General features: G+C 38.5%; 21 protein-coding genes. 18 read left to right on the forward strand and 3 right to left on the reverse strand.

Annotation, left to right across the window (positions count from 1 at the left end):
• Positions 1-116: 116 nt before the first annotated feature.
• From ACIQ7T_RS09410 to ACIQ7T_RS09470, 13 genes are all read left to right on the forward strand, one after another.
• Positions 117-803, forward strand: a complete 687-nt coding sequence (locus ACIQ7T_RS09410) for a response regulator (protein WP_402869953.1) — start codon at positions 117-119, stop codon at positions 801-803.
• Positions 787-2,214: a HAMP domain-containing sensor histidine kinase gene (locus ACIQ7T_RS09415; RefSeq protein WP_402869956.1), complete on the forward strand. Its 1,428-nt coding sequence runs from the start codon at positions 787-789 to the stop codon at positions 2,212-2,214. Before ACIQ7T_RS09410 ends, ACIQ7T_RS09415 begins: the two co-directional genes overlap by 17 nt.
• A gap of 153 nt (positions 2,215-2,367) precedes the next feature.
• Positions 2,368-3,204, forward strand: coding sequence for a peptidylprolyl isomerase (locus tag ACIQ7T_RS09420; protein ID WP_402869959.1), 837 nt, complete (start codon positions 2,368-2,370; stop codon positions 3,202-3,204).
• 12 nt (positions 3,205-3,216) lie between these two features.
• The gene (locus ACIQ7T_RS09425; RefSeq protein ID WP_370077802.1) at positions 3,217-3,918 is read left to right on the forward strand and encodes a polyphosphate polymerase domain-containing protein; all 702 of its coding nucleotides are present in this window, start codon (positions 3,217-3,219) and stop codon (positions 3,916-3,918) included.
• 14 nt (positions 3,919-3,932) lie between these two features.
• Positions 3,933-4,616 carry a DUF4956 domain-containing protein gene (locus tag ACIQ7T_RS09430; protein WP_370077800.1) on the forward strand — a complete coding sequence of 228 codons (684 nt, stop codon included), beginning with the start codon at positions 3,933-3,935 and terminating at the stop codon, positions 4,614-4,616.
• Between the two features lie 46 nt (positions 4,617-4,662).
• Positions 4,663-6,453, forward strand: coding sequence for a CotH kinase family protein (locus ACIQ7T_RS09435; protein WP_370077798.1), 1,791 nt, complete (start codon positions 4,663-4,665; stop codon positions 6,451-6,453).
• 88 nt (positions 6,454-6,541) lie between these two features.
• Positions 6,542-7,144: a class I SAM-dependent methyltransferase gene (locus ACIQ7T_RS09440; protein WP_370077796.1), complete on the forward strand. Its 603-nt coding sequence runs from the start codon at positions 6,542-6,544 to the stop codon at positions 7,142-7,144.
• A gap of 482 nt (positions 7,145-7,626) precedes the next feature.
• Positions 7,627-8,850 (forward strand): ABC transporter substrate-binding protein, encoded by a 1,224-nt coding sequence (locus ACIQ7T_RS09445; protein ID WP_370077794.1) that lies wholly within the window; start codon positions 7,627-7,629, stop codon positions 8,848-8,850.
• A 265-nt stretch (positions 8,851-9,115) separates the two neighbouring features.
• Positions 9,116-9,991, forward strand: a complete 876-nt coding sequence (locus ACIQ7T_RS09450) for a branched-chain amino acid ABC transporter permease (protein ID WP_370077792.1) — start codon at positions 9,116-9,118, stop codon at positions 9,989-9,991.
• Between the two features lie 13 nt (positions 9,992-10,004).
• Positions 10,005-10,940: a branched-chain amino acid ABC transporter permease gene (locus ACIQ7T_RS09455; RefSeq protein WP_142509935.1), complete on the forward strand. Its 936-nt coding sequence runs from the start codon at positions 10,005-10,007 to the stop codon at positions 10,938-10,940.
• The gene (locus tag ACIQ7T_RS09460; RefSeq protein WP_370077790.1) at positions 10,940-11,719 is read left to right on the forward strand and encodes an ABC transporter ATP-binding protein; all 780 of its coding nucleotides are present in this window, start codon (positions 10,940-10,942) and stop codon (positions 11,717-11,719) included. Before ACIQ7T_RS09455 ends, ACIQ7T_RS09460 begins: the two co-directional genes overlap by 1 nt.
• Positions 11,719-12,426 carry an ABC transporter ATP-binding protein gene (locus tag ACIQ7T_RS09465; RefSeq protein ID WP_248717509.1) on the forward strand — a complete coding sequence of 236 codons (708 nt, stop codon included), beginning with the start codon at positions 11,719-11,721 and terminating at the stop codon, positions 12,424-12,426. The genes ACIQ7T_RS09460 and ACIQ7T_RS09465 overlap by 1 nt, the downstream gene beginning before the upstream one ends.
• 780 nt (positions 12,427-13,206) lie before the next feature.
• Entirely contained in the window at positions 13,207-13,701 is a 495-nt protein-coding gene (locus ACIQ7T_RS09470; RefSeq protein WP_370077786.1) for a cupin domain-containing protein, read from the forward strand.
• A 112-nt stretch (positions 13,702-13,813) separates the two neighbouring features.
• Here ACIQ7T_RS09470 and ACIQ7T_RS09475 read toward each other — a convergent pair whose 3' ends face one another.
• Complete coding sequence (locus tag ACIQ7T_RS09475; RefSeq protein WP_370077785.1) at positions 13,814-14,533, reverse strand: DUF6904 family protein; 720 nt, start codon at positions 14,531-14,533, stop codon at positions 13,814-13,816.
• A 22-nt stretch (positions 14,534-14,555) separates the two neighbouring features.
• The gene (gene rluF / locus ACIQ7T_RS09480; protein WP_370077784.1) at positions 14,556-15,257 is read right to left on the reverse strand and encodes a 23S rRNA pseudouridine(2604) synthase RluF; all 702 of its coding nucleotides are present in this window, start codon (positions 15,255-15,257) and stop codon (positions 14,556-14,558) included.
• A gap of 346 nt (positions 15,258-15,603) precedes the next feature.
• On the opposite strand from rluF, the gene adh reads away from it, so the two are divergent.
• From adh to ACIQ7T_RS09505, 5 genes are all read left to right on the forward strand, one after another.
• On the forward strand, positions 15,604-17,124 hold the full coding sequence (adh, locus tag ACIQ7T_RS09485; protein WP_370077783.1) for an aldehyde dehydrogenase: 1,521 nt from the start codon (positions 15,604-15,606) through the stop codon (positions 17,122-17,124).
• 21 nt (positions 17,125-17,145) lie between these two features.
• Positions 17,146-17,505: a DUF779 domain-containing protein gene (locus ACIQ7T_RS09490; RefSeq protein WP_370077782.1), complete on the forward strand. Its 360-nt coding sequence runs from the start codon at positions 17,146-17,148 to the stop codon at positions 17,503-17,505.
• Between the two features lie 642 nt (positions 17,506-18,147).
• The gene (locus ACIQ7T_RS09495) at positions 18,148-19,110 is read left to right on the forward strand and encodes a DUF4003 family protein (RefSeq protein WP_370077781.1); all 963 of its coding nucleotides are present in this window, start codon (positions 18,148-18,150) and stop codon (positions 19,108-19,110) included.
• 42 nt (positions 19,111-19,152) lie between these two features.
• A complete protein-coding gene (locus ACIQ7T_RS09500; RefSeq protein ID WP_370077779.1) occupies positions 19,153-20,580 on the forward strand; it encodes an aldehyde dehydrogenase family protein in 1,428 nt (475 codons plus the stop codon).
• Positions 20,581-20,647: 67 nt separating this feature from the next.
• Complete coding sequence (locus ACIQ7T_RS09505) at positions 20,648-21,127, forward strand: acyl-CoA thioesterase (protein ID WP_053482846.1); 480 nt, start codon at positions 20,648-20,650, stop codon at positions 21,125-21,127.
• Between the two features lie 48 nt (positions 21,128-21,175).
• Here ACIQ7T_RS09505 and ACIQ7T_RS09510 read toward each other — a convergent pair whose 3' ends face one another.
• Entirely contained in the window at positions 21,176-22,486 is a 1,311-nt protein-coding gene (locus ACIQ7T_RS09510) for a protoglobin domain-containing protein (RefSeq protein WP_370077777.1), read from the reverse strand.
• Between the last annotated feature and the right edge of the window lie 40 nt (positions 22,487-22,526).

Consider the following 22,526-nt stretch of genomic DNA (forward strand, 5'->3'; position numbering starts at 1 on the left):
TCGATATTTGATGCACCACTATAAGTATGAACAGTCTCATTAGGCCCTGACATTTAACTGACATAATCCGATGATATAATGAAAATACGAATGTACTGGTAACGAGGTGAAAGGGCATGGCAAAAATATTAGTAGTAGAAGACGAATATGCAATTAGCCAAGTTTTGAAGGCATATTTGAAAAAAGTAGGCTATGATGTTATGCAATGTTTTAATGGCGGTCAGGCATTGGCTATATTTCAAGAGGTTCAGCCTGATTTAGTATTACTAGATATTATGTTACCAGAAAAAAACGGTTGGTTAGTTTTAAAGGAAATTAGAGAAGTTAGCTCTTGTCCAGTGATCATGCTAACGGCATTAGGCGATGTAAATTATCGATTAGAGGGTTTCGATCAAGGAGCAGACGATTATATTGCAAAGCCATTTATTGCTGATGAGGTAGTGGCAAGAGTCAAGGCGGTTTTAAGGCGCGCTAAAGGGAGCCGTGAATCTTCAGAAATAAAACGCTTTGGTGGGTTAGAGATTGATATGAAAGCCCATCGAGTGCTACTTAAGGGAGAAGAAATCATCTTAACGCCTAGAGATTTATCTGTACTTTTATTTTTGGCCGAGCATCCAAACCAAACATTTACACGTGACCAACTTATTGATCAAGTTTGGGGCTGGGAATATGAAGGTAGTGATAGAGCGGTGGATTTAGCGGTGAAGCGACTAAGAAAGGTACTTAAAGAATGGGATGAGGAAGAGGGAGAAATAAAGACACTACGTGGATTGGGGTATCAGCTAAGTGTTCAAAAAAAATAAGCGAATATCTTTACGCAACTATTGGACAAGTCGCTATTTATTAACTCTCTTTGTGGGTCTAGCTATTATCTCTTTTATTTCTGCGGCATGGATTCGGCATACGACGTTTCAAAATCGACTAGAGATGATGGAATTTATAGCAGACGAGACTGTATTTCGCCTAACAGATACTTCTAGCCAAAATAATGGACCTATGAGCGGTATTCAAGGGTTTATTGGTAACCGTGAGCGATCTACTATGCGAGAAATTGATCCTGTTTTATATGTTGTAGATACGGCAGGCAATATAGTAAGTAGCAATCGACCGATGCCTCCAGGAAGTGAAAAAAATGTTGCCAACATACTGGATGGTGAAGAAGGGACAAAGAAAATAACTGTAACGAGTGAGGGACAAGAGTTAGTTCAATATGTCGTAAAAAGAAAACTTGAAAGGGACAATAAGGAAGTTGGCTGGGTGCTTGTCTTAGAGAAAAAGGAGAATTTAACGAAGGTTAACCAAGCATACGGGCTACTGGCATTACTTATTGGAGCACTTGCTGTATTGGGGTGGGGTGCTATTTATTTTTTATCCAAACGTCTAGCACACCCAATAAAACAGGTTGCCGAAGCTGCAAAGCAAGTGCAAGAAGGAAACTATACATTTGATTTGCCTCAAAATAGTAAGGAAGAAGAAATTTATGAGCTCGTTACTTCTTTTAAAGAAATGGCGAATAAGCTAGAACAATTAGAAAAGACTCGAACAGAATTATTAGCGGGCGTCACCCACGAGCTAAAAACACCGGTTACGTCAATTAGTGGGTTATTGCAGGCGGTGAAAGATGGAGTCGTTACAGGTCAGGATGCTAGTGAATTTATTCAAATGGCATTAGTAGAAACGACGAAAATGAAAACGATGGTCGGTGATTTGCTAGCTTATAATCATTTTGCGGTAGATGCAATTCCAGTAAAGCTTGAAACAATGAATGTTAATCAGTTAGTGCGTGATGCTGTAGCTCAATGGGAAGTAATGCAGGATGACGAAAATGTAAAAATACAAATGGATTTCCTTGCAGACTCCGTTGATGTTCAGGCGGATGTTGTACGTATACAGCAAATAGTTACTAATTTATTGACGAATGCAAAGCAAGCAATGCAGGAAGGGATTGTCATCATTACGCTGGTGGAAAAAGAGGATGCTGTCTTCATTACTGTAAAGGACACAGGACATGGTATCCCTCAGGAAGATCAGGCATTTATCTTTGAACGTTTTTATAGAGGAGAAAATAAAAAATATGCGGTCCGAGGCTTAGGCTTAGGATTATCACTTAGTAAAATGATGGCGCAATCTATAGGCGGTGATTTACGACTAATTGACAGTAATTCATCAGGAACATGCTTTGAAATAACACTGAAAAAGGCTACTTCGCTCTAAAAGGCGTGGTAGCTTTTTTTTGTAAAGTTTTTTTGAAGGAAATGTAAAGCTGACATCTGACTGACACATTAGGCCTTTATAGTAAGCATTGTAAACGAGAAACCAAAAGAAAGGACGGGATCAAGGATGACCGGAAACAAAAGGTTTTTCCAAATGATAACCTTACCTGCAGCATTATTAATACTACTAGTCGGTTGTGGTGAGAGTAGCGATTATGTGGCGAAGGTTGATGGTGAAAAGATTTTACAAACAGAACTAGATGACGCATTGCGTGAACAATACGGTACAGAGGTGCTAGAGGCACTAATTACCAATAAAATAGTTGAACTAGAGGCGAAGAAAGTGGGTGTTTCTGTATCCGAGGACTCTATTCAGGAAGAGTATAAGGAGTTAGCCGAGTCGTATGGTGGGGAAGAATCATTACAAGAGGCACTAGAGGTGAACGGACTGACAGAGCAGAGTGTGAAGGATAATATTCGCATATATCAACTTACCAAAAATGTAATTGCTGAAAGCATTGACATATCAGATGAGGAAGTAGCTCAATATTTTGAAAACAATAAGGATAGCTATGGACAAAAGGAAGAGATTGTAGCTAGCCATATTTTATTGGAGGATGAGGCAACAGCAAAGGATGTGCTAGCAAAAATAAAAGCTGGTGAGGATTTTTCGGAGCTAGCAAAAACATATTCAATCGATTCATCAACGAATGAGGCTGGTGGGGAAATAGGCTATATTAGTCGAGGACAGATGGATGAGAAATTTGAAGAAGCCGCATTTGGCCTTGAAAAAGGTAGCGTCAGTGATATTGTTCAAACGTCAGAAGGTTATCACATCATTAAAGTAACCGAAAAAGTACCTGCAGAAGAGGCCGTATTCGAGGATGTAAAAGATGAAGTTTATGCGACTGTGCTGGAGGATCGCATAAATGAGGAATACGCATCTTGGTTAGCTGATAAACAAGAGCAATACAAAATAGAAAAAATGTAAGGAGTGAACTATATGCCTACTCTTACCTCGTTTAATCCTAACGGTCGAAAGGAGATTAAACAGGCTATCTCCTATCCGGACTATACATTGCTAAAAACTAAGCTACAGCATGTAATGCAGCGAGATAAGCATGCTGGGATGAATGGTAAGTATTTAATTCGCAGCACATACTTTGATAATTTTGAAAACAAAGTTCTAAATGAAAAAAAAGAGGGTTATATCAATCGAGATAAATATCGAGTACGAATTTACGGTAAATCCACTACGACTATAAATTTGGAGCGAAAAAGCAAACGAAATAATTTAACCTTTAAAACGAAGTGTGCCATATCCCAAAAGGAATATGAAAAAATGCGTGGTGGGGATAATGCTTGGATGGAGGAAGACGAACGAGCGTTAATTCAAGATTTATATAAGGACATGAAGTATCACCAATTGAAACCAATGACAGTTGTCGATTACGAGCGTGAGGCTTACATCTATCCCTTTGGAAATGTGCGTGTCACATTTGATAGTAAAGTACAGTCGAGCCTACGTAATACAGATATGTTTAATCCGAAGCTACCGATGGTTGATGTACTTGAGCCAAACTTAGTTATTTTAGAAGTGAAATACGATGAGTACTTGCCGGATATTATTAAGTACTTATTACAATCAGTAGATACACGTGCTGAGGCATATTCGAAATATCAGCTTAGTCGTATGTATGTATAAAGGAGAATTAAACAATGGATACTATAAAATTTAACGATATTTTTAAATCCAGCTTTTTAGAGAAAACAACATCATTTTCATTAATAGATTCACTTTTAGGGTTAGTTGTAGCATTCTTTGTAGGCCTGTTTATTTACGCTGTATACAAGAAAACCTTTAACGGAGTAATTTACTCGCATTCCTTCAATATTTCGCTACTCATTATGACAATGGCAACAGCACTAGTGATTATGGGAATAAGTTCAAATGTGCTGTTATCGTTAGGTATGGTTGGTGCACTATCAATCGTGCGTTTCCGTACACCTATTAAAGATCCTATGGATTTAGTATATATTTTCTGGGCAATAGTTTCTGGGATTCTTTGCGGTGCAGGATTTATTCCACTTGTTATAATCGGTGCCGTTCTAATTGGTCTCGTACTACTCGTGTTAGTGAACAAAATTACTGTGGAGAATCCATATCTTTTAATTGTGAAATTTGAAGAAGATTTTGCTTGTGAGGAAGTGGAGCATATTATTGCGGCACAGTCTAAAAAATTCGCTTTAAAATCAAAATCTATTATGTCGGATGTTGAAATCGAAACAACCTATGAAATTCGTGTTAAACAAAATGATACAAAATTGATGGACAATCTTACAAAAGTACCTGGAGTAAAATCAGCAGTAATGCTTAGTTATGATGGTAATTTCACTGCTTAGTAACCACTCTAGAGGAGTTTTCTAACTATGAAGAGAGGTGCTGATAATGATTAAAACACGGGTTGTCTATATTAGTATGGCAATTCTGCTACTCCTCTTTGTTGTTGTGTCTGCAGTGCTCCCAAAAACCGGCATTGAAACAAAAAATACCGAGTTTTCCTATGAGTCTATTGTGTTTAATAAAAATAAAGTAACAACAGTAGATATTGAAATAGCCGAGGAAGATTGGGCTGACATGCTAGAAAGTGCAACAGATAAGGAGTTGAAGCAAGCTAATATCACAGTAGATGGCAAGAGAATAGAGAATGTAGCTATTCGTACAAAAGGAAGTTCATCACTGAACTCGGTTGCAAATAGCGACTCGGATCGATATAGCTTAAAAATAGATTTCGATTATTACGATGATACACAAAGCTTATACGGCTTGAAAAAATTAAATTTAAATAATAATTTCAGTGATTCAACGTTAATGCGAGAATATATTTCTTATGAGCTGATGGAACAAATGGGATTACCTACACCCGCTCATTCATATATGTATGTCACAGTGAATGGTGAGGATAGAGGTTTATTTTTAGGGGTAGAAGCCGTGGATGAAACATTCCTGGCAAATAACTACGGCTCTAATGATGGATTTTTGTTTAAGCCAGATGGGACAGGCAGTGATTTAAAATATATTAGTGATGATATTGCTGATTATACGGGAATTGGCTTAAAAACGAACGAAGGTAATGTCGATCAATCAAAATTCATTGACATGATTAAAGCTATCAATAATGGCGGCAATATCGAAAAATATATTGATGTCGATGAAATGCTGCGTTATTTTGCTATGAACACGGCAATTGTAAATCTTGATAGTTATCAGAGCAATATGAAACACAATTACTATTTGTATGAGAAGGATGGTGTGTTTTCTATCATACCTTGGGATTATAATATGTCCTTTGGTGGCTTTGGTGGAGGTGGTAGAATGGGTGGCAATATTCAAATGCCAGCCGATGCCAATATGAAAGCACCAGAAGATGCACAGACGAATGAGCAATTAGATAAACCAGACATGGAGTTTCCGAATAATGGTGTTCAACAACAGCAAGGAGAACGTCCTAATGGTGGCCTCGATAAGGGTGGAATCAATATGGGGATGGGTATGTCCGGCGATCTTATGGCAGATAGCGCTATTAACTTTAGTGTGACTACCCCAGTATCTGGTACAACATTAGAGGATAGCCCGCTATTAAATGCCTTACTCTCAAATGAAGAGTATCGTGCTAAATATGAAGGCTATTTAGAAGAGATAGCGACTAATTACTTAACAGAAGAAAACATACAAAACATTACCAAAAAATTAGCATTGTTATTAACGACGTATGTGGAAGCAGACCCTACGAAATTCTCTACAACAGAACAGTTTATAGAAGCGGTAGAAGGGGAAAAAAGTCTTCCTGAATTTGCAAAACAGCGCTCCGAATCTATTTTAAAGCAACTGTCAGGGGAACTTGTTGTGGAAGCAACAACACAAGGGAATATGGCAATGCCTAATCCAGGCGAAATGGGTGACATGAACATTCCGATGCAAAGACCAGATGACTTTGATCCTTCACAAGCCCCTCCATTTAATCAAAACGGTGATAAGCAGGGAGACAGACCAAATGGTGGTGGTCCAATGCAACGACCTGACAAAAATGGAGGACCTATGTGGCCAAACCAAGGCGATGAGCAACTAAAGCAAGGAACAGTTATCGATAAAAATACAATTCTTACAGCGGCTGTTTGCTTTGTCTTGTTAATAGTTGCACTGCTCTTTGTTTTAAAATTTAATAGAAGAGGTCGTTAAAAAAATAACCATATCCAAAACTTTTGGGTATGGTTTTTGCTTTTTATCGTGCTAAAATAAAGCATTCTTTTTTGAGGAGTCTACTAATATGAATGAACAACAATTTGATAAGCTTTTGCATATTAATACGGTCGGTGAACAGTATGGGTTTCCTAAATTAGCTCACTACCATCGTTATGAGCCAACACCATATGCTGGATTAGAACAATTATTTTCTGAGTATGAGATGCCTGATAATCCAGTGTTTATCGATATTGGATGTGGAAAAGGGAGAGTCCCTATTTATGTACATGATAAATTTCATATTCCGACAATAGGGGTAGAAATGGATGCAGGTTTTTATGCAGAGGCTGAGAATAATAAAAGGAACTATCTTCAAAAAAAGAGTGCTCAATCTCCGGTTTCCTTTATGCATTCAATAGCGGAGGACTATGCTATTCAACCAAGCGACACGGTTTTCTTTTTTTTTAATCCATTTTCAATCCACATTTTTCGTACGGTTATTCATAATATATGGAAGTCTTATGAACAGCATATGCGTGAAATTCATGTTATTTTATATTACCCACCATATGATTATTTACAGTTTTTACATCATGGGACGCCTTTTGAATTAATCCATGAGGTTCATCTTGAAAATGAAACAAATATTAACGAACGACTTTGTGTGTTTGCATTGAAAAAAGCTTAGAGCTGTAGAAATAACCCAGCTCTAAGCTTTTTAATAAGATTCGACTATGACAAATTTTAAAAAATCTTACTCCGATTGCGCCCTCTAAGTACTGTATTTCCCTGGGAATAAATAGTTATTGGTAATTCCAAATTAATACTTCGCCAGCCCGCTTTATATTTTAGATCTTGCGATTTTCGAAAAAAGGACTTCTTTTAACGAGATTGTATCGTAAAAAAATAATTAAATATGATAGTTTTATATTAATGTTTGTTCTAAATTAATAGATAATTCTTAAATTACTAATTATACAGAAAAATCACTCTAGACTAAAAATAAAGAATGTTTTACAATGTAAAAGGTTTAATTGAATAATATATTGATTTAGTAATAGATAGTTATGAATTGTCATTTTGGTTATTTTTGTTATTGAGGAAATGCTGTGGATTGTTTATAATTATCAGAAATATCTAATATTTGAAAAAACTTAGGGGGAATAAATTATGAGAGAGAACAAAAAACTTAAAAAGTTTGGCTCACTTCTAGTTGCATCTTCACTACTTGCAGGCGTTCTTGCTGGCTGTGGTAATGGAGATAGTTCAAGTTCAGGAGGAGGATCATCATCAGGCGGTGGCGGTTCTTCTGACGGTGATACTATTAAAATCGGTGCAAACTTAGAGCTTTCGGGTAACGTAGCTTCCTATGGTTCTTCGATTGCTCTAGGTGCAGACCTTGCGGTAAAAGAAATTAATGATAATGGCGGAATCGACGGTAAAAAAATTGACCTTATTAAAGTAGATAATAAGTCTGACAACTCAGAGGCTACTGCAGCAGCTCTTAAACTAGCAACGCAAGATAGAGTAGTAGCAATGTTAGCCCCAGCAACTTCTGGTAATACAGTTGCTACCGTTCAAATTGCGAATAAAAATAAAATCCCAATCGTTACTGGTTCTGGTACTGCTCCAAACATTACAGTGAATGATAACGGTAGCATTAATGAGTATGCATTCCGTACTTGTTTTATCGATCCATTCCAAGGGATCGTAGCAGCAAACTTTGCTACTAATGAATTAAAAGCTAAAAATGTAGCTATTTTTGCGGATAACGCATCTGATTATGCAAAAGGTTTAGCAAAATCATTTAAAGAAACAATTACAAAAAATGGTGGGAAAGTTGTAAAGGAAGAAGCGTATGTAGCGAAGGATACTGATTTCCGTACACAATTAACTAATATTAAAGGAGAGAAGCCAGACTTTATTTTTATTCCAGGATACTATGAAGAGGTAGGTATAATTGTAAAACAAGCGCGTGAATTGGGTATTGATGTACCACTGATGGGGGCTGACGGTTGGGATTCACCAACATTAGTAGAGTTAGCTGGTGCGAAAGCGCTGAATAACACGTACATCACAAACCACTACTCTGCAGAAGACCCAGATCAAAAAATTCAAGATTTCGTAAAGGCGTTTAAAGCAGCGAACAAGGATAAAGCACCAGATGCATTCAATGCACTTGGCTATGACTCAATTTACTACATTGCTGATGCTATTAAGCGTGCAGGCTCTACGGATGGGGAAGCTATTAAAAAGGCTTTAGCTGACACAAAAGATCTTTCTTTAGTAACAGGTACTTTCTCAGTTGACAAAAATCATAACCCAATTAAAACAGCAACAGTTCTTGAATTTGAAGACGGTAAACAAGTGTTCAACTCTAAAGTTAATCCTTAATGTTTTTTAGGCAAGGGGAGGCGGGGAAACACGCCTTCCTTTTTATGTTTTATCTTCATTCAGTAAAGGCTCCCACCATTGAAGGTGGTGAGATGAATACGGATATGGTTCCTTTACAGTGTCCAAACACCTAATTACGCCAAGGCGAAATTGATAGAACAAAAAAAATTTTTAAGAGGACACAATTTACTCTATTTTCAATAATAACATGTAGAAGTAAGTCCTATTTTTGCACTTTTCAAAAAATAAAAAGGAGTGAACGCTCATGGAATGGATACAGCAGCTTGTGAATGGTATTTCACTAGGTAGTATCTACGCATTAATAGCGCTGGGGTATACGATGGTATACGGGATTATTAAGCTGATTAACTTTGCCCACGGCGATGTCTTTATGATCGGGGCATTTATTGGCTTTTATGCAATTGCTAAATGGGAGCTTGGCTTCTTTCCAGCACTGTTATTGGCGATGGCAGTCTGTGCAATCTTTGGTGTTTTAATTGAACGTATTGCTTATAAGCGCTTGCGAAATGCCACACGTATTGCGGCTTTAATTACTGCAATCGGTGTATCGCTATTAATTGAATATACAACTATTTTCTTCAGAGGTGCGCAACCTGCGGCATATCCTGATGTCATTAAAAATAAATCATTTGATATTTTCGGTGTTCAAATCAGTAGTATATCAATATTAATTTTATCTGTCTCAATTGTACTGATGGTTCTTTTACAATTCATCGTACATAAAACAAAAATCGGGAAAGCGATGCGTGCGGTTTCTCATGATGCCGATGCAGCACGTTTAATGGGCATTAATGTAGATAATACAATTTCAGCAACCTTCGCAATTGGTTCAGCTTTAGCGGGTGCAGCAGGTGTTATCTTTGGGGTATATTACACAAAAATCGATCCATTAATGGGTGTTATTCCAGGGCTTAAAGCATTCATCGCGGCAGTACTTGGCGGTATTGGTATTATTCCTGGTGCCATGGTTGGCGGTATGTTGCTCGGTGTTGTGGAATCATTAGTAAGTGCACTTGGTTTCTCTCTATGGCGTGATGCAGCAGCATTCGTTATTTTAATTTTAATTTTAATCTTCAGACCATCGGGTATCTTTGGTAAAAATGCCCGTGAGAAAGTGTAGGTGAGCGGTGATTATGAAAAAGTCTAAAGTTTTTTGGGGTTATGCCGTATTAGCGCTAGTCATCTATGCAGTTGTACAGGTGCTTATTTCAACGAACTTTCTCGATATTTACTATCAAAATATGTTGATCACAATGTGTATTAACATCATGCTTGCGGTCAGCTTGCACATTGTCATTGGTATTACTGGTCAATTCTCGATAGGGCATGCAGGCTTCCTAGCGGTAGGGGCATATATTTCTGCCATCATCACAACTAAATTAATGCTTCCGTTCCCATTAGCAATTTTCTTAGGGGCACTTGCAGCAGCAGTAGCCGGTTTAATTGTAGGTATCCCGACGTTACGTTTAAAGGGGGACTATTTAGCAATTGCAACGCTCGGTTTTGCGGAAATTATTCGTATTATCTTTTTAAATACGGATTATGTTGGTGGCGCAGCAGGGATGCAGGTTGAATATTTATCGAATTGGACTTATGCATTCATAGGTGTTGTTCTAACAATTTTAGTAATCTCGAACTTTACGAACTCTCGTCATGGACGCGCATGTATTTCGATTCGCGAGGACGAAATTGCGGCAGATGCAATGGGTATTAACACAACTTACTATAAAGTTGTAGCTTTCGCAATTGGTTCCTTCTTCGCCGGTCTTGCAGGGGCCATCTTTGCACATAATTTTTACATTATTCAACCGACAACTTTCGGTTTCTTAAAATCATTTGATATTTTAATCTATGTAGTTCTTGGTGGCTTAGGAAGTCTTTCAGGATCTGTCATAGCTGCGGTTTTCTTAACAGTCGTCTCAGCATATCTAGCAAACTTCCCAGAAACACGTATGATTATTTACAGTTTAGTATTAATAGTCGTAATGCTGTACCGTCCAACAGGTTTGATGGGAACAAAAGAAGTTACGGATTTATTTAAGTTTGGTAAAAAAGGAGGTACAAAATAATGACTGGAAACCTTCTTATCAATGTTGAAAACATGGGCATTCAATTCGGTGGTTTAAAGGCGGTACAGGGCGTTAATATGTACCTACATCAAGGAGAACTAGTAGGTCTTATAGGGCCTAACGGTGCTGGTAAAACAACGAGCTTTAACATGCTTACTGGGGTGTATAAGCCAACTGAGGGCACGATTACATTTGACAGTGTAAAGTTAAATGGGCTTGCACCATATCAAGTAACACAAAAAGGTATTAGCCGTACATTCCAAAATATTCGTTTATTTAAAGAGCTATCTGTTTTAGATAATGTTAAGGTAGCGAACCATTCACTTGCAAAGCATTCCATGTGGTCTTCCATTTTCCGCTTGCCGAATCATTTTAAAGGTGAGGCAGAAATGGAGCATCAATCTATTGAATTTCTAAAAATCTTTGGCTTAGATGTTTATAAGGATGAGCTTGCGAAAAATTTACCTTATGGGATGCAACGCCGATTAGAAATTGCTCGTGCTCTAGCTGCGAAACCTAAGCTACTTTTACTAGATGAGCCTGCAGCAGGGATGAACCCGCAGGAGACGCATGATTTAATGGAATTAATAGCGTTTATTCGTAAAGAATTTGGCTTAACAATTCTTTTAATTGAGCATGATATGAGCTTAGTTATGGGGATTTGTGAACGTATATACGTGCTCGATCACGGTCAATTAATCGCTGATGGGACACCAGAAGAAATTCGCAATAATCCAAAGGTAATTGAAGCTTACCTTGGCGAGGAGGTTATCAGCTAATGCTAAAAGTACAAAATATAGATGTATTTTACGGTAACATTCAAGCATTAAAGGGCCTCTCTTTAGAAGTAAATGAGGGTGAAATTGTAACGTTAATCGGTGCAAATGGTGCTGGTAAAAGTACATTATTAAAAACATTGTCAGGCTTATTAAAACCAAAGGGTGGCATCATTGAATATGAAGGCTTCTCTATCGCAGGGAAAGCTGCACAGACAATTGTAAAATCAGGCATTTCACATGTTCCAGAGGGGCGCCGTGTTTTTGCCAATATGTCCGTTGAAGAAAACTTAGAGCTTGGAGCATATCTCCGTAACGATAAAGCAGGCATCAAAAAAGATCTAGAGCATGTGTATGAATTATTCCCACGTCTTTTGGAGCGCCGTAAACAGCAATCAGGTACATTATCTGGTGGTGAGCAACAGATGCTAGCGATGGGGCGTGCATTAATGGCAAAACCGAAGTTGTTATTAATGGATGAGCCTTCAATGGGACTTGCGCCACTCATGGTAAAAAATATTTTTAATATTATTGAGCAAGTTAACAAAGAAGGTACAACCGTATTACTTGTTGAGCAAAATGCCAATATGGCTTTATCAGTAGCAAATCGTGCGTACGTACTTGAAACAGGACGTATAGTATTATCAGGTACAGCAAAAGAGCTTCAAGAGAGTGAACAAGTAAAGGCTGCTTATTTAGGCGGTTTATAGAGGGAGAAGACGTCTCAATTTTCGAGGCGTTTTTTTTATGAGCGAAGGGAGTAAAAAAGACGGATAGACCAGTTAAAGTGAAGGATAGAAAGGCTAAGGCGACGGAAAGAAGGGGCAAAACGACGGATAGAACAGTCAAGGTGACGGAAAGAAAGGGCAAAGCGACAGAAAGAAGTCAAAGCGACGGATAGAAAGGCTAGAGCGACGGATAGAGCGGTCAAGGTGACGGAAAGAAAGGGCAAAACGACGGATGGAATGATCAAAGTGACGGAAAGAAGTCAAAGCGACGGATGGAAAGACTAGAGCGACGGATAGAACAGTCAAGGTGACGGAAAGAAAGGGCAAAACGACGGAAGGAATGATCAAAGTGACGGAAAGAATTCAAAGCGACGAAAAGAAAGACTAGAGCGACGGAAAGAAAAGCCAAGGTGACGGAAAGAAGGGGCAAAACGACGGATGGAATGATCAAAGTGACGGAAAGAATTCAAAGCGACGGAAAGAAAAGCCAAAGCGACGGATGGAATGATCAAAGCGACAGAAAGAAGTCAAAGCGACGGATAGAGCGGTCAAGGTGACGGAAAGAAGGGGCAAAACGACGGATGGAATGATCAAAGTGACGGAAAGAAGTCAAAGCGACGGATGGAAAGACTAGAGCGACGGAAAGAGCAGCCAAGGTGACGGAAAGAACGGCCAAATCGAAGTAGAATGATCAAATCGACGAAATAGCAGTAGCATTCGTCGTTTATTATTTGGTAATGTGGACGAAAGGAGTGATGTTTTATGAAGTATTCAGCACAATATTTTATTGAGAAATTAAATTTAGCAGAGCATCCTGAGGGAGGGTATTACATATCCTCGTTTCGAGCAGCTGAGGATATGGCTGTAAGAGATGTACAGAGACCAATTTATACGAGTATTTATTTCTTACTTCGTTCACAGGATATATCGCATTTGCATCGTTTAAAATCGGACGAGCTTTGGTATTATCATGCTGGCAGTCCGCTAACAGTCCATATGATTTTCCCAGATGGTACATATGAGGCGAAGAAGCTTGGATTAAATGTTGAGGCAGGGGAGGTACCACAAATAGCAGTACCGAAAAATACTATATTTGGCTCATCCGTAGAGGATGCAGATGCATTTAGTTTAGTAGGCTGTATGGTTGCACCAGGCTTTGATTTTGAAGACTTCGAATTATTTACACAAGAAGAGCTTTTAGCCGACTATCCACAGCACGAGGAAGTTATCCGAAAAATGGCTTACACGAAAATTTAACTTATTTCAGCATGCTGAAATAAGTTAAAGCCTCGGGGTACTATTATGCCAAAGTATAATTGATTAGAATAAAAGTAGCCGTCTCAAAAGTAGTTGAGACGGCGCTTCCTATTTACCACAAAATAGTTTCAGGATATTTAGCTTTAATTTCGATTTCATGTAACGATTTTTTTGTAGTAATCGCCGCTTCCATGAGTTGTGATTTTAGCATTACATATTCATCGTCTTCTAACATTAATCGGAGAGCAAATGCTGCTAAATGAGCTTTACGTTCCTCCAAGCTTAATTGAATATACTCTAAGTTCAAAACATCGACGTACTGTGTTGCATAACGGAATGTTAATGGACTTTTAGTGTGCAGCATTCTTAAAAATACTAAGTATTCTTCTTCATTAAGCTCCTGCTCTAAACAATTAGCAACCGCTGCCTGGAATTTACGAATGGCGGCAACGTCAATACTCCAATCAGAAGAATCAATTAGCTCCTGATGTAGGCGAATGAAATCGTTTAAAGCGATAGCAGTAAAGATCAGCTCTGGCCAAAGAATCTCTGCTGCGAAATAAACATTTTTGTTTGGGAAAATTAGTTCATGCTGTGTCAAAACACTTTTATTGAGTCCGTTGCTAACAAACTCAAGCTGATGCTCCCCCTTGGCGGCTTGGCGTAGATTATAACAAACACTAAGAATGCGAAGGCGCGCTCCTTGATAATCATAATACTTGTTTTCATCACCAGTTATTTTGTAAATAGCATTAATAAGCTCATCTAAATCCCAAAAATCCCCGCTAACACGTGCTCCAGTTAACTGCACAGTACTTTGAATTGACAGCATAGTTCTATCCCCTTAAAGTGCTTTATTTTGGTGTGTATTTAAGTAGTCTGAATAGTTCTGTCCGTTCTTTATCTGTTAAATCACGCCACTGTCCAACTTTTAAATTGCCAAGTTTAATATTCATAATACGAATGCGTTGTAGGCGCTTAACGGAGTAGCCAAGTGCTGAACACATACGACGTATTTGACGATTTAAACCTTGCTCTAAAATGATTTTAAAGACTTTATCAGATATTTTTTCAACATAACAAGGTAGGGTTGTAGTATCTAAAATATCTACACCTGCTCCCATTTTTTTGATGAATTGCTCCGTAATAGGTTGATCGACTTGTACGATATATTCTTTTTCGTGATGGTTTTCGGCACGTAAAATTTTATTGACGATGTCACCATCATTTGTCAGTAATAATAGCCCTTCTGACTCTTTATCTAGTCGTCCAATATGGAAAATGCGAAGAGGGTGATTGACAAAATCAACGACATTTCCTTTTATATGACGTTCCGTTGTACTTGTAATTCCTACTGGTTTGTTTAAGGCAATATATACGAGCTGTTCTTCTTTCTTTACCTCTTTTCCATCAACACAAACCAGATCACCAGCTTCTACTTGACTACCGACTGTAGCAAGTTCACCATTAATTGTTACTTTACCTTCTTCTACCCATTTATCCGCACCGCGACGAGATACGATGCCTGTTTCACTCAAATATTTATTAATGCGCATACTGTTCTCCTATACATTTATATTATTTTTAAGTATACATTATAGTTGGTCACACCGTGAATCCTAGAAGCTTTTCTACCAAATATAACTCACTCCAGGAAAACGATTTTCGTGGGCAACCCCGTCGCTCATACTTCGTTCCTTATGCTTTCATACCAGCCTATTTTCTTATTCAATAAAAAGATTTTAATATTAATCTAAAAAAATTTGAAAAAGTTGAAATTATTTTTCGTTTCTGACAATATATTGTGTAAGAGGGTATCTATGAAAATATTGTTATTTCGATAAAAAATGACGATATTTGTAGATTATTTTCTCATTATTTTGTGTAAAGGGGAGAAGTAAAATGGTTTATGCATTTCCAAACACTGAAGGATCGGTAGTTCAATTCAAAGAGAAATATGATAATTACATTGGTGGAGAATGGACACCCCCAGTGAAAGGACAATACTTTGACAATGTTACACCTGTTACTGGACAAGTTTTTACACAAGTAGCTCGTTCTACTGCTGAGGATATTGAACTTGCACTTGATGCAGCACATGCCGCAAAAGATGCATGGGGGAAAACATCCGCAACAGAGCGTGCAAACATTTTACTTAAAATTGCGGACCGCATAGAACAAAACTTAGAAAAGCTAGCCGTTGCCGAAACATGGGATAACGGAAAAGCGGTACGTGAAACATTAAATGCAGATATCCCTCTTGCAATTGATCATTTCCGTTATTTTGCGGGAGCTTTACGTGCACAAGAAGGCGCAGTAAGCCAAATCGATAATGATACTGTCGCTTATCATTTCCATGAGCCAATTGGGGTAGTAGGTCAAATTATCCCTTGGAACTTCCCGTTATTAATGGCTGTTTGGAAGCTAGCACCTGCACTTGCAGCTGGAAACTGTGTAGTGTTAAAACCTGCAGAGCAAACACCAACTTCGATTATGGTGCTCGTTGAATTAATAGAAGATTTATTGCCATCAGGTGTACTAAATGTTGTCAATGGCTTTGGCTTAGAGGCAGGGAAGCCGCTGGCATCGAATCCACGCATCGGTAAAATTGCCTTTACTGGTGAGACAACGACAGGTCGCTTAATTATGCAATATGCTTCACAAAATCTTATTCCCGTTACATTAGAATTGGGCGGCAAATCGCCAAACATCTTCTTTGAGGATATTATGGACGAAGATGATGCCTTTTTAGATAAAGCAGTTGAAGGCTTTGTATTATTCGCATTAAACCAAGGTGAAGTATGTACATGTCCTTCTCGTGCATTAATACAAGAATCTATTTACGATAAATTTATGGAGCGTGTTCTACAGCGTGTTGAAGCGATTAAAGTTGGGAATCCACTTGATCCGAATACGATGATGGGTGCGCAAGCTTCAAGTGAGCAAATGGAAAAAATCCTTTCTTACTTAGATATTGGTAAGCAAGAAGGTGCCGAATGTCTAATTGGAGGAGAGAAAAATAATGTAGGATCAGGCTTTGAAAATGGTTACTACATTAAGCCAACTGTCTTCAAAGGACACAATAAAATGCGTATTTTCCAAGAAGAAATTTTCGGACCAGTTGTTGCTGTAACAACATTCAAAACAAAAGAAGAAGCGTTAGAAATTGCGAATGACACATTATATGGTTTAGGTGCAGGTGTATGGACACGTGATATGAATACAGCTTATCGCTTCGGTCGAGGTATTCAAGCAGGACGTGTTTGGACAAACTGCTACCATGCTTACCCTGCACATGCAGCGTTCGGTGGCTATAAAATGTCGGGTGTTGGTCGTGAAAACCATAAGATGATGTTAGCTCACTACCAACAAACGAAAAACCTATTAGTTAGCTATAGTGAAAACAAACTTGGTTTCTTCTAATCAATAAGGAGGTGCATGAGCGTGGTTGAGCGTGTTATAGCAACAGAAGAAGCGCTAGCACTAATCGAATTATTGAAAGAAAAGCATGGTCCCGTTATATTTCATCAATCAGGTGGATGCTGCGACGGCTCTTCGCCAATGTGTTATCCAGAGGGCGACTTACTATTAGGTGATCAAGATGTTTGCCTAGGAGAGATTAGTGGTGCTCCCTTCTATATGCATAAAAATCAATATGACTATTGGAAGCATACACAAATAATCTTGGACGTTGTCGATGGTAGAGGCGGTATGTTTTCACTTGAAGGCGTTGAAGGTAAACGATTCTTAACAAGATCAAGAGCCTTTTCAACAGAGGAGTTAAAGGAATTAGGGTTAATTTAAAGCTTTAGTGACAGCGGCAAAAAGTATTGCCGCTGTTTTTTTATGTTAATTTTTCTGGGAGAATGTGTGTAAGGCTATATTTCTTGGAGAGTTGCGTAATCTCAAAAATAATCGTAATCGATCTACTTTCTATTGGTCATTTCAAACAGTGTCAGCCCCTCCATTCAATTTTAATTATTTCCATTAAACTACTCGTATTGAGTAACACATAAATTCCGTTAACGCTTTATAGGTTAATTGTTGCAAAATGGGGATTCGCTACTAAAAGGTGGGTATGACATTTGTAAAAACGTATACCATGTATAAATGTTGATCTTCGTTACGGCTGGGCGACTCCTTGGGGATCAGCAATAGAGGAACGAAGGCTAAAACCATCACGTCCTGTGATAACGCCCTCGTGACCAGCATCGGTGCTGTTGCCGCTGCCGCTACGCTTTCGCGCAAAAAACATCTGCTGGCCGGGACCCTGGAGCGAAGCGACAGCAACAAATGTTTTATCTGCGCGAAAACGAAGCGACAGCAACAAATGTTTTTTGTAGCGAAAGCAAAGCGGCAGCTACAAAGCTCGTTATGACGATGAGCCAAAATGGATGAATCCTTTTTTGTTTAATTACGTAAATATGGAAAAGGAGCGTGTTAAACATGGATTTTGTTATGATTGAAAATCAGTTTACAAATATGGTGGAGGATGTCTCAAAGGCTGTTGGACGGACAGTGGATCGTAAAATTGTGTTAGCCATAGCTAGCAAATATGTGGCATCTGGAAAACCTTTTGATTCTGTTAAATATAAAGAAGTATTACAAGAAATGAAAAAGCAAACTTCATGGACATCTCCGTTAAGAACAACGGTAGGTTATAGTATTGCTGCAAATTTATTGGAGCAAGAAGATACAGAACAAGCAGTAAAAAGTTTACTGAATAACGTTAATATAATGAAGGAAGCAAAATTTAGAAGTGGGAACTTTAGTTTTATTGGTGCACAGTTTTTAACTGAAGAGGACAGTGAGAAGCGTGCACATGCACAGGCAGCACGTGCATTATTTGATGCAATCCGTAAACATCATAAGTTTTTAACGTCATACGATGATATTCCTTATGCAGTATTGTTAAGCAGCCCCTCTGATGATGTTGAGCTACGTGCGGAAACAATGAATCGTTATTATAAAGAATTACGTACGTATAATTTTAATGCGGGTAATGAGCTTCAATGGCTATCGCAAGTACTGACTTTCTTATCAGCTCAATATGATAAGAAACTAGTGCCAAGTGTTGTGACAATCCGTGACACACTAAAGAATCAGGATGTAAAGGTCAAGACGATGCACTATCCTTTACTTGGCTTTTTAGCAATCCTTGAAGTGAATCAAGCACAGCTTCAACAGATTGTTGATTTATATCATGAGTTAAAGGGTATGAAACTTCTAAAATGGCATCGTGAATTTGTGTTATTTATGGCCATTCAAATTGCTATTTATGATATGGCGCAGGTGCAACAATCCTTATCAATGACGATCATGTCATCTATTGAATTATTGATTCAAGCACAGCAAGCAGCGATGTTCGCGGCAGTGGGTGCAGCAGCTGTAGCATCAAGTTCTTCGTGATAAAATAAAGAAGAACTTGATTTTTGGAGGTGCATTTGAAGGATGAAGGAAACAAAGCTTTGGATGAATGGCCAGTGGCAGAACGCAAAGGAAACATATGAGTTGAGATCGCCCTATAGTGGTGAGGTTATTGCAAAGGTAGCTAAGGCGTCGATTTCTGACGTTGAGCAAGCAATAGAAGGTGCACAGGAGGCATTCCAAACGTTTAAAAAGACAACAGCCTACGAACGTGCCGAAATATTATATAAAGTGGTCGACATCATGCGCCAGCGGAAAGAGGAGTTAGCGGAAATTTTGGCCTTAGAGGCAGGTAAGCCAATATCGGCAGGTTTAACTGAAATAGAACGTACAATAGCAACCTATCAATTTGCAGCGGAGGGTGCTAAGCAAGCAAAGGGTGAAACGGTACCGATGGATGCTGCACCCGGGGCAGGAGATCGTATCGGCTGGACAAAACGAGAACCTCTAGGTGTAATTTCAGCCATTACACCATTTAACTTTCCATTTAATTTAGTGGCACATAAATTAGGTCCTGCTTTTGCAGTTGGAAATACGGTTGTCTTAAAGCCAGCTACGCAAACACCATTAAGTTCTATCGTGATGGCGGAAATTTTCCAGCAAGCGGGTCTACCTAATGGTGCGCTTCAAATTATTACAGGTAGCGGAGGGGAGCTAAGTGATACACTTGTGACCCACCCACTTGTGAAAAAGGTGACATTCACGGGAAGTGGTAAGGTTGGATTGGGCATTAAAGAAAAAGTAGGCTTGCGTAAAGTTACTTTAGAGCTTGGTTCCAATGCTGCAGTAATTGTCGAGCCATCGACACCAATTGATAAAATTATTTCGCGTTGTGTCGGCGGTGCCTTTAATTTTGCTGGCCAAGTTTGTATCTCTTTACAACGTATTTATGTACACGCATCTATAATTGATGAATTTACAAAGGCGTTTGTAGCTGAGACAGAAAAATTAGTGGTAGGTGATCCGCTAGATACAAATACTGATGTTAGTGCAATGATTAATCCAAAAGAAGTTGAACGTATTCGTCAGTGGATTGAGGAAGCAAAGTCACAAGGTGCGGTAGTTGCAACAGGAGGGACATTCACAGAACGTGCTTTAACGCCAACTGTTATGACGAATGTGACGGCGGATATGAAAATTGTTTGTCAGGAAACATTCGCGCCAATCGTCTCAATTGTTTCATATGAAACATTAGATGACGCTATTCGACTAGTGAATGAGTCGGAACTTGGCCTAAATGCTGGAATTTACACGAATGTGTTACCTGATGCATTACGTGCAGCTGATGAAATACAGGCAGGTGCTGTTATTATTAATGATATTCCGACATTTAGGGTTGATAATATGCCATACGGTGGCGTAAAAATGAGTGGTTACGGACGCGAAGGTATTAAGTGGGCAATTGAGGAAATGACAGATATGAAATTTATAACGATGAAAAAATCTTTCTAATTTGCATCAACTCTTTTTCTACGATACGATGACGAAAGAACATTCATGAAGGGAAGTTGCAAGAACTATGACAAACAACGCAATACCGATGGGCCAGTCACGTACTGTTCAAACGCGTCTCGTATTACCGCCAGATACAAATAATCACAACTCCATTTTCGGTGGAAGAGTGTTAGCTTATATTGATGAAATTGCTGCTATTACGGCAATGAAGCATGCGAAAGGGCATGTAGTTACAGCCTCTATTGATTCGGTTGATTTTTTATCGGCAGCACATGTAGGGGATATTTTAGAAATTGAAAGTATTGTTTCGTCAACTGGACGTTCTTCAATGGAAGTTTACGTTCGAGTTATTTCACGAAACATTGAAACTCGTGAGGAAAAATTAACGACGGAATCTTTTGTAACGATGGTTGCAGTTGATGATGACGGTAAACCTAAGCCAGTTCCTGCAATTTATCCTGAAACAGATGCAGAAAAACGTCTGTTTGAAACCGGCCCTGCAAGACGAGAACATCGTAAACAAAAACGGGAATTACCGCATTAACAGTGAAAAGGGAAATTGACGAATACTGTCAATTTCCCTTTTTCGTGCTTACATTTTTAACTCATTTACCACATTAATAAGTGAATCGGAAGAAGAAGAGACTAGTGTAGCTCCTTGTGACAGTTCAGTAATCAGGTTAGAGATTGCTGAAATATCTCTTGATGTATTTACATACTGCTGTTGAATTCCAGAAACAGCATCGGCGATATCATTAAATGATTTAGATAAACTGTTTTGAGTATCTACGCTATGTTGAATCTTTTGATCAACGTTAATAACTGAATTCGACATTGTTGTAATATTACTTTCTGTTTCTTTAATGAGATGAGAAACATTTTGTACAGCATTTTTTGTTTCTTCTGCAAGCTTCCGGACTTCCTCTGCTACAACAGCAAAACCTTTACCATGCTCACCTGCACGAGCTGCCTCGATAGAAGCGTTCAATGCTAATAAGTTAGTTTGATCGGCAATCCCTGTAACTAGCCCTACAATCTCTGATATTTTTTGAGAAGATGTGCGTAACTGGTTCATCGTAACTTCGAGACTGTTTACACTTTGCAAAATAACCTGTATTAAATCATTTTGATCTTGTAGCTGCTGCTGTCCGCGTCTGGATTTTTCCTGTGTATCAGCAACGAAGGTTAAGCCTTGCTTAGTAGCTACTGCGATATCGTCCGTTTGAGAAGAAATGACTAATAAAGAAGCTGCTGTTTCTTCACTAATCCCATTGAGTTCCTCTGCCGTTTTTTGAATGGTCGTAACAAGTGCATGTTTTGTGTCATCAGCTGCTGCTCGAATGCGTTCCTCTTCTTTTTCATAGGCTTCGATTACAAGCTGCTGCTCGAAGTTAATGATTTTGCAGAAGGCATTGATAGCACGTATGGCATCATGTTTCGATAAATCTAACTCATTTGTAAAGCGTGTAAATGTCGTTGTTAATGACTGGAATGAGGCGATATACCACTTCGATTGTAGACCAATTCGAACATGGACTTCGGCGATTGCCTTCCGTTCATCAATATAAGAGTCATTAATATGACTTTCAAAAATGTCACTCAAGTGCTTATGTAAAGTAACTTTTAAACGATCGATTTGTGACGTTCTGTTTATAATATCTAACAAATCTTGGCTCAAACTAATGGCTGCATAAAATTGATCCACCATTTCAGGAACTAAATCCTTAGCTAAAGGCTGTAGTTGTTTAATGATGGCTAAATCCTCAATTGTTAAATCTAAAAGCTGCAACTGTTTTAGAAGTCTTGGATGATTTGATACATCCAATTGTACATTGTGCTTATAATTTTCAGGTGCTAATGTAATTGAGTAGCTAGAATCGTTCTTTTTTGTAAACCAACTCATTGTCGTTTGCTCCATTCTTTATAAATGCATAGTAAGTATA

This window comes from Lysinibacillus sp. NPDC096212, assembly GCF_044763105.1.
Lineage (GTDB): Bacteria > Bacillota > Bacilli > Bacillales_A > Planococcaceae > Lysinibacillus.

Bases quoted from the DNA above. Each gene is read 5' to 3' on its own strand.
- ACIQ7T_RS09440 (WP_370077796.1), top strand. From the start codon at position 6,542: ATGAATGAACAACAATTTGATAAGCTTTTGCATATTAATACGGTCGGT.
- ACIQ7T_RS09470 (WP_370077786.1), top strand. From the start codon at position 13,207: ATGAAGTATTCAGCACAATATTTTATTGAGAAATTAAATTTAGCAGAG.
- ACIQ7T_RS09430 (WP_370077800.1), top strand. From the start codon at position 3,933: ATGGATACTATAAAATTTAACGATATTTTTAAATCCAGCTTTTTAGAG.
- ACIQ7T_RS09420 (WP_402869959.1), top strand. From the start codon at position 2,368: ATGATAACCTTACCTGCAGCATTATTAATACTACTAGTCGGTTGTGGT.
- ACIQ7T_RS09455 (WP_142509935.1), top strand. From the start codon at position 10,005: ATGAAAAAGTCTAAAGTTTTTTGGGGTTATGCCGTATTAGCGCTAGTC.
- ACIQ7T_RS09435 (WP_370077798.1), top strand. From the start codon at position 4,663: ATGATTAAAACACGGGTTGTCTATATTAGTATGGCAATTCTGCTACTC.
- ACIQ7T_RS09505 (WP_053482846.1), top strand. From the start codon at position 20,648: ATGACAAACAACGCAATACCGATGGGCCAGTCACGTACTGTTCAAACG.
- ACIQ7T_RS09465 (WP_248717509.1), top strand. From the start codon at position 11,719: ATGCTAAAAGTACAAAATATAGATGTATTTTACGGTAACATTCAAGCA.
- ACIQ7T_RS09450 (WP_370077792.1), top strand. From the start codon at position 9,116: ATGGAATGGATACAGCAGCTTGTGAATGGTATTTCACTAGGTAGTATC.
- ACIQ7T_RS09425 (WP_370077802.1), top strand. From the start codon at position 3,217: ATGCCTACTCTTACCTCGTTTAATCCTAACGGTCGAAAGGAGATTAAA.
- ACIQ7T_RS09510 (WP_370077777.1), bottom strand. From the start codon at position 22,486: ATGAGTTGGTTTACAAAAAAGAACGATTCTAGCTACTCAATTACATTA.
- ACIQ7T_RS09500 (WP_370077779.1), top strand. From the start codon at position 19,153: ATGAAGGAAACAAAGCTTTGGATGAATGGCCAGTGGCAGAACGCAAAG.
- ACIQ7T_RS09495 (WP_370077781.1), top strand. From the start codon at position 18,148: ATGGATTTTGTTATGATTGAAAATCAGTTTACAAATATGGTGGAGGAT.
- ACIQ7T_RS09445 (WP_370077794.1), top strand. From the start codon at position 7,627: ATGAGAGAGAACAAAAAACTTAAAAAGTTTGGCTCACTTCTAGTTGCA.
- rluF (WP_370077784.1), bottom strand. From the start codon at position 15,257: ATGCGCATTAATAAATATTTGAGTGAAACAGGCATCGTATCTCGTCGC.
- ACIQ7T_RS09410 (WP_402869953.1), top strand. From the start codon at position 117: ATGGCAAAAATATTAGTAGTAGAAGACGAATATGCAATTAGCCAAGTT.
- adh (WP_370077783.1), top strand. From the start codon at position 15,604: ATGGTTTATGCATTTCCAAACACTGAAGGATCGGTAGTTCAATTCAAA.
- ACIQ7T_RS09460 (WP_370077790.1), top strand. From the start codon at position 10,940: ATGACTGGAAACCTTCTTATCAATGTTGAAAACATGGGCATTCAATTC.
- ACIQ7T_RS09475 (WP_370077785.1), bottom strand. From the start codon at position 14,533: ATGCTGTCAATTCAAAGTACTGTGCAGTTAACTGGAGCACGTGTTAGC.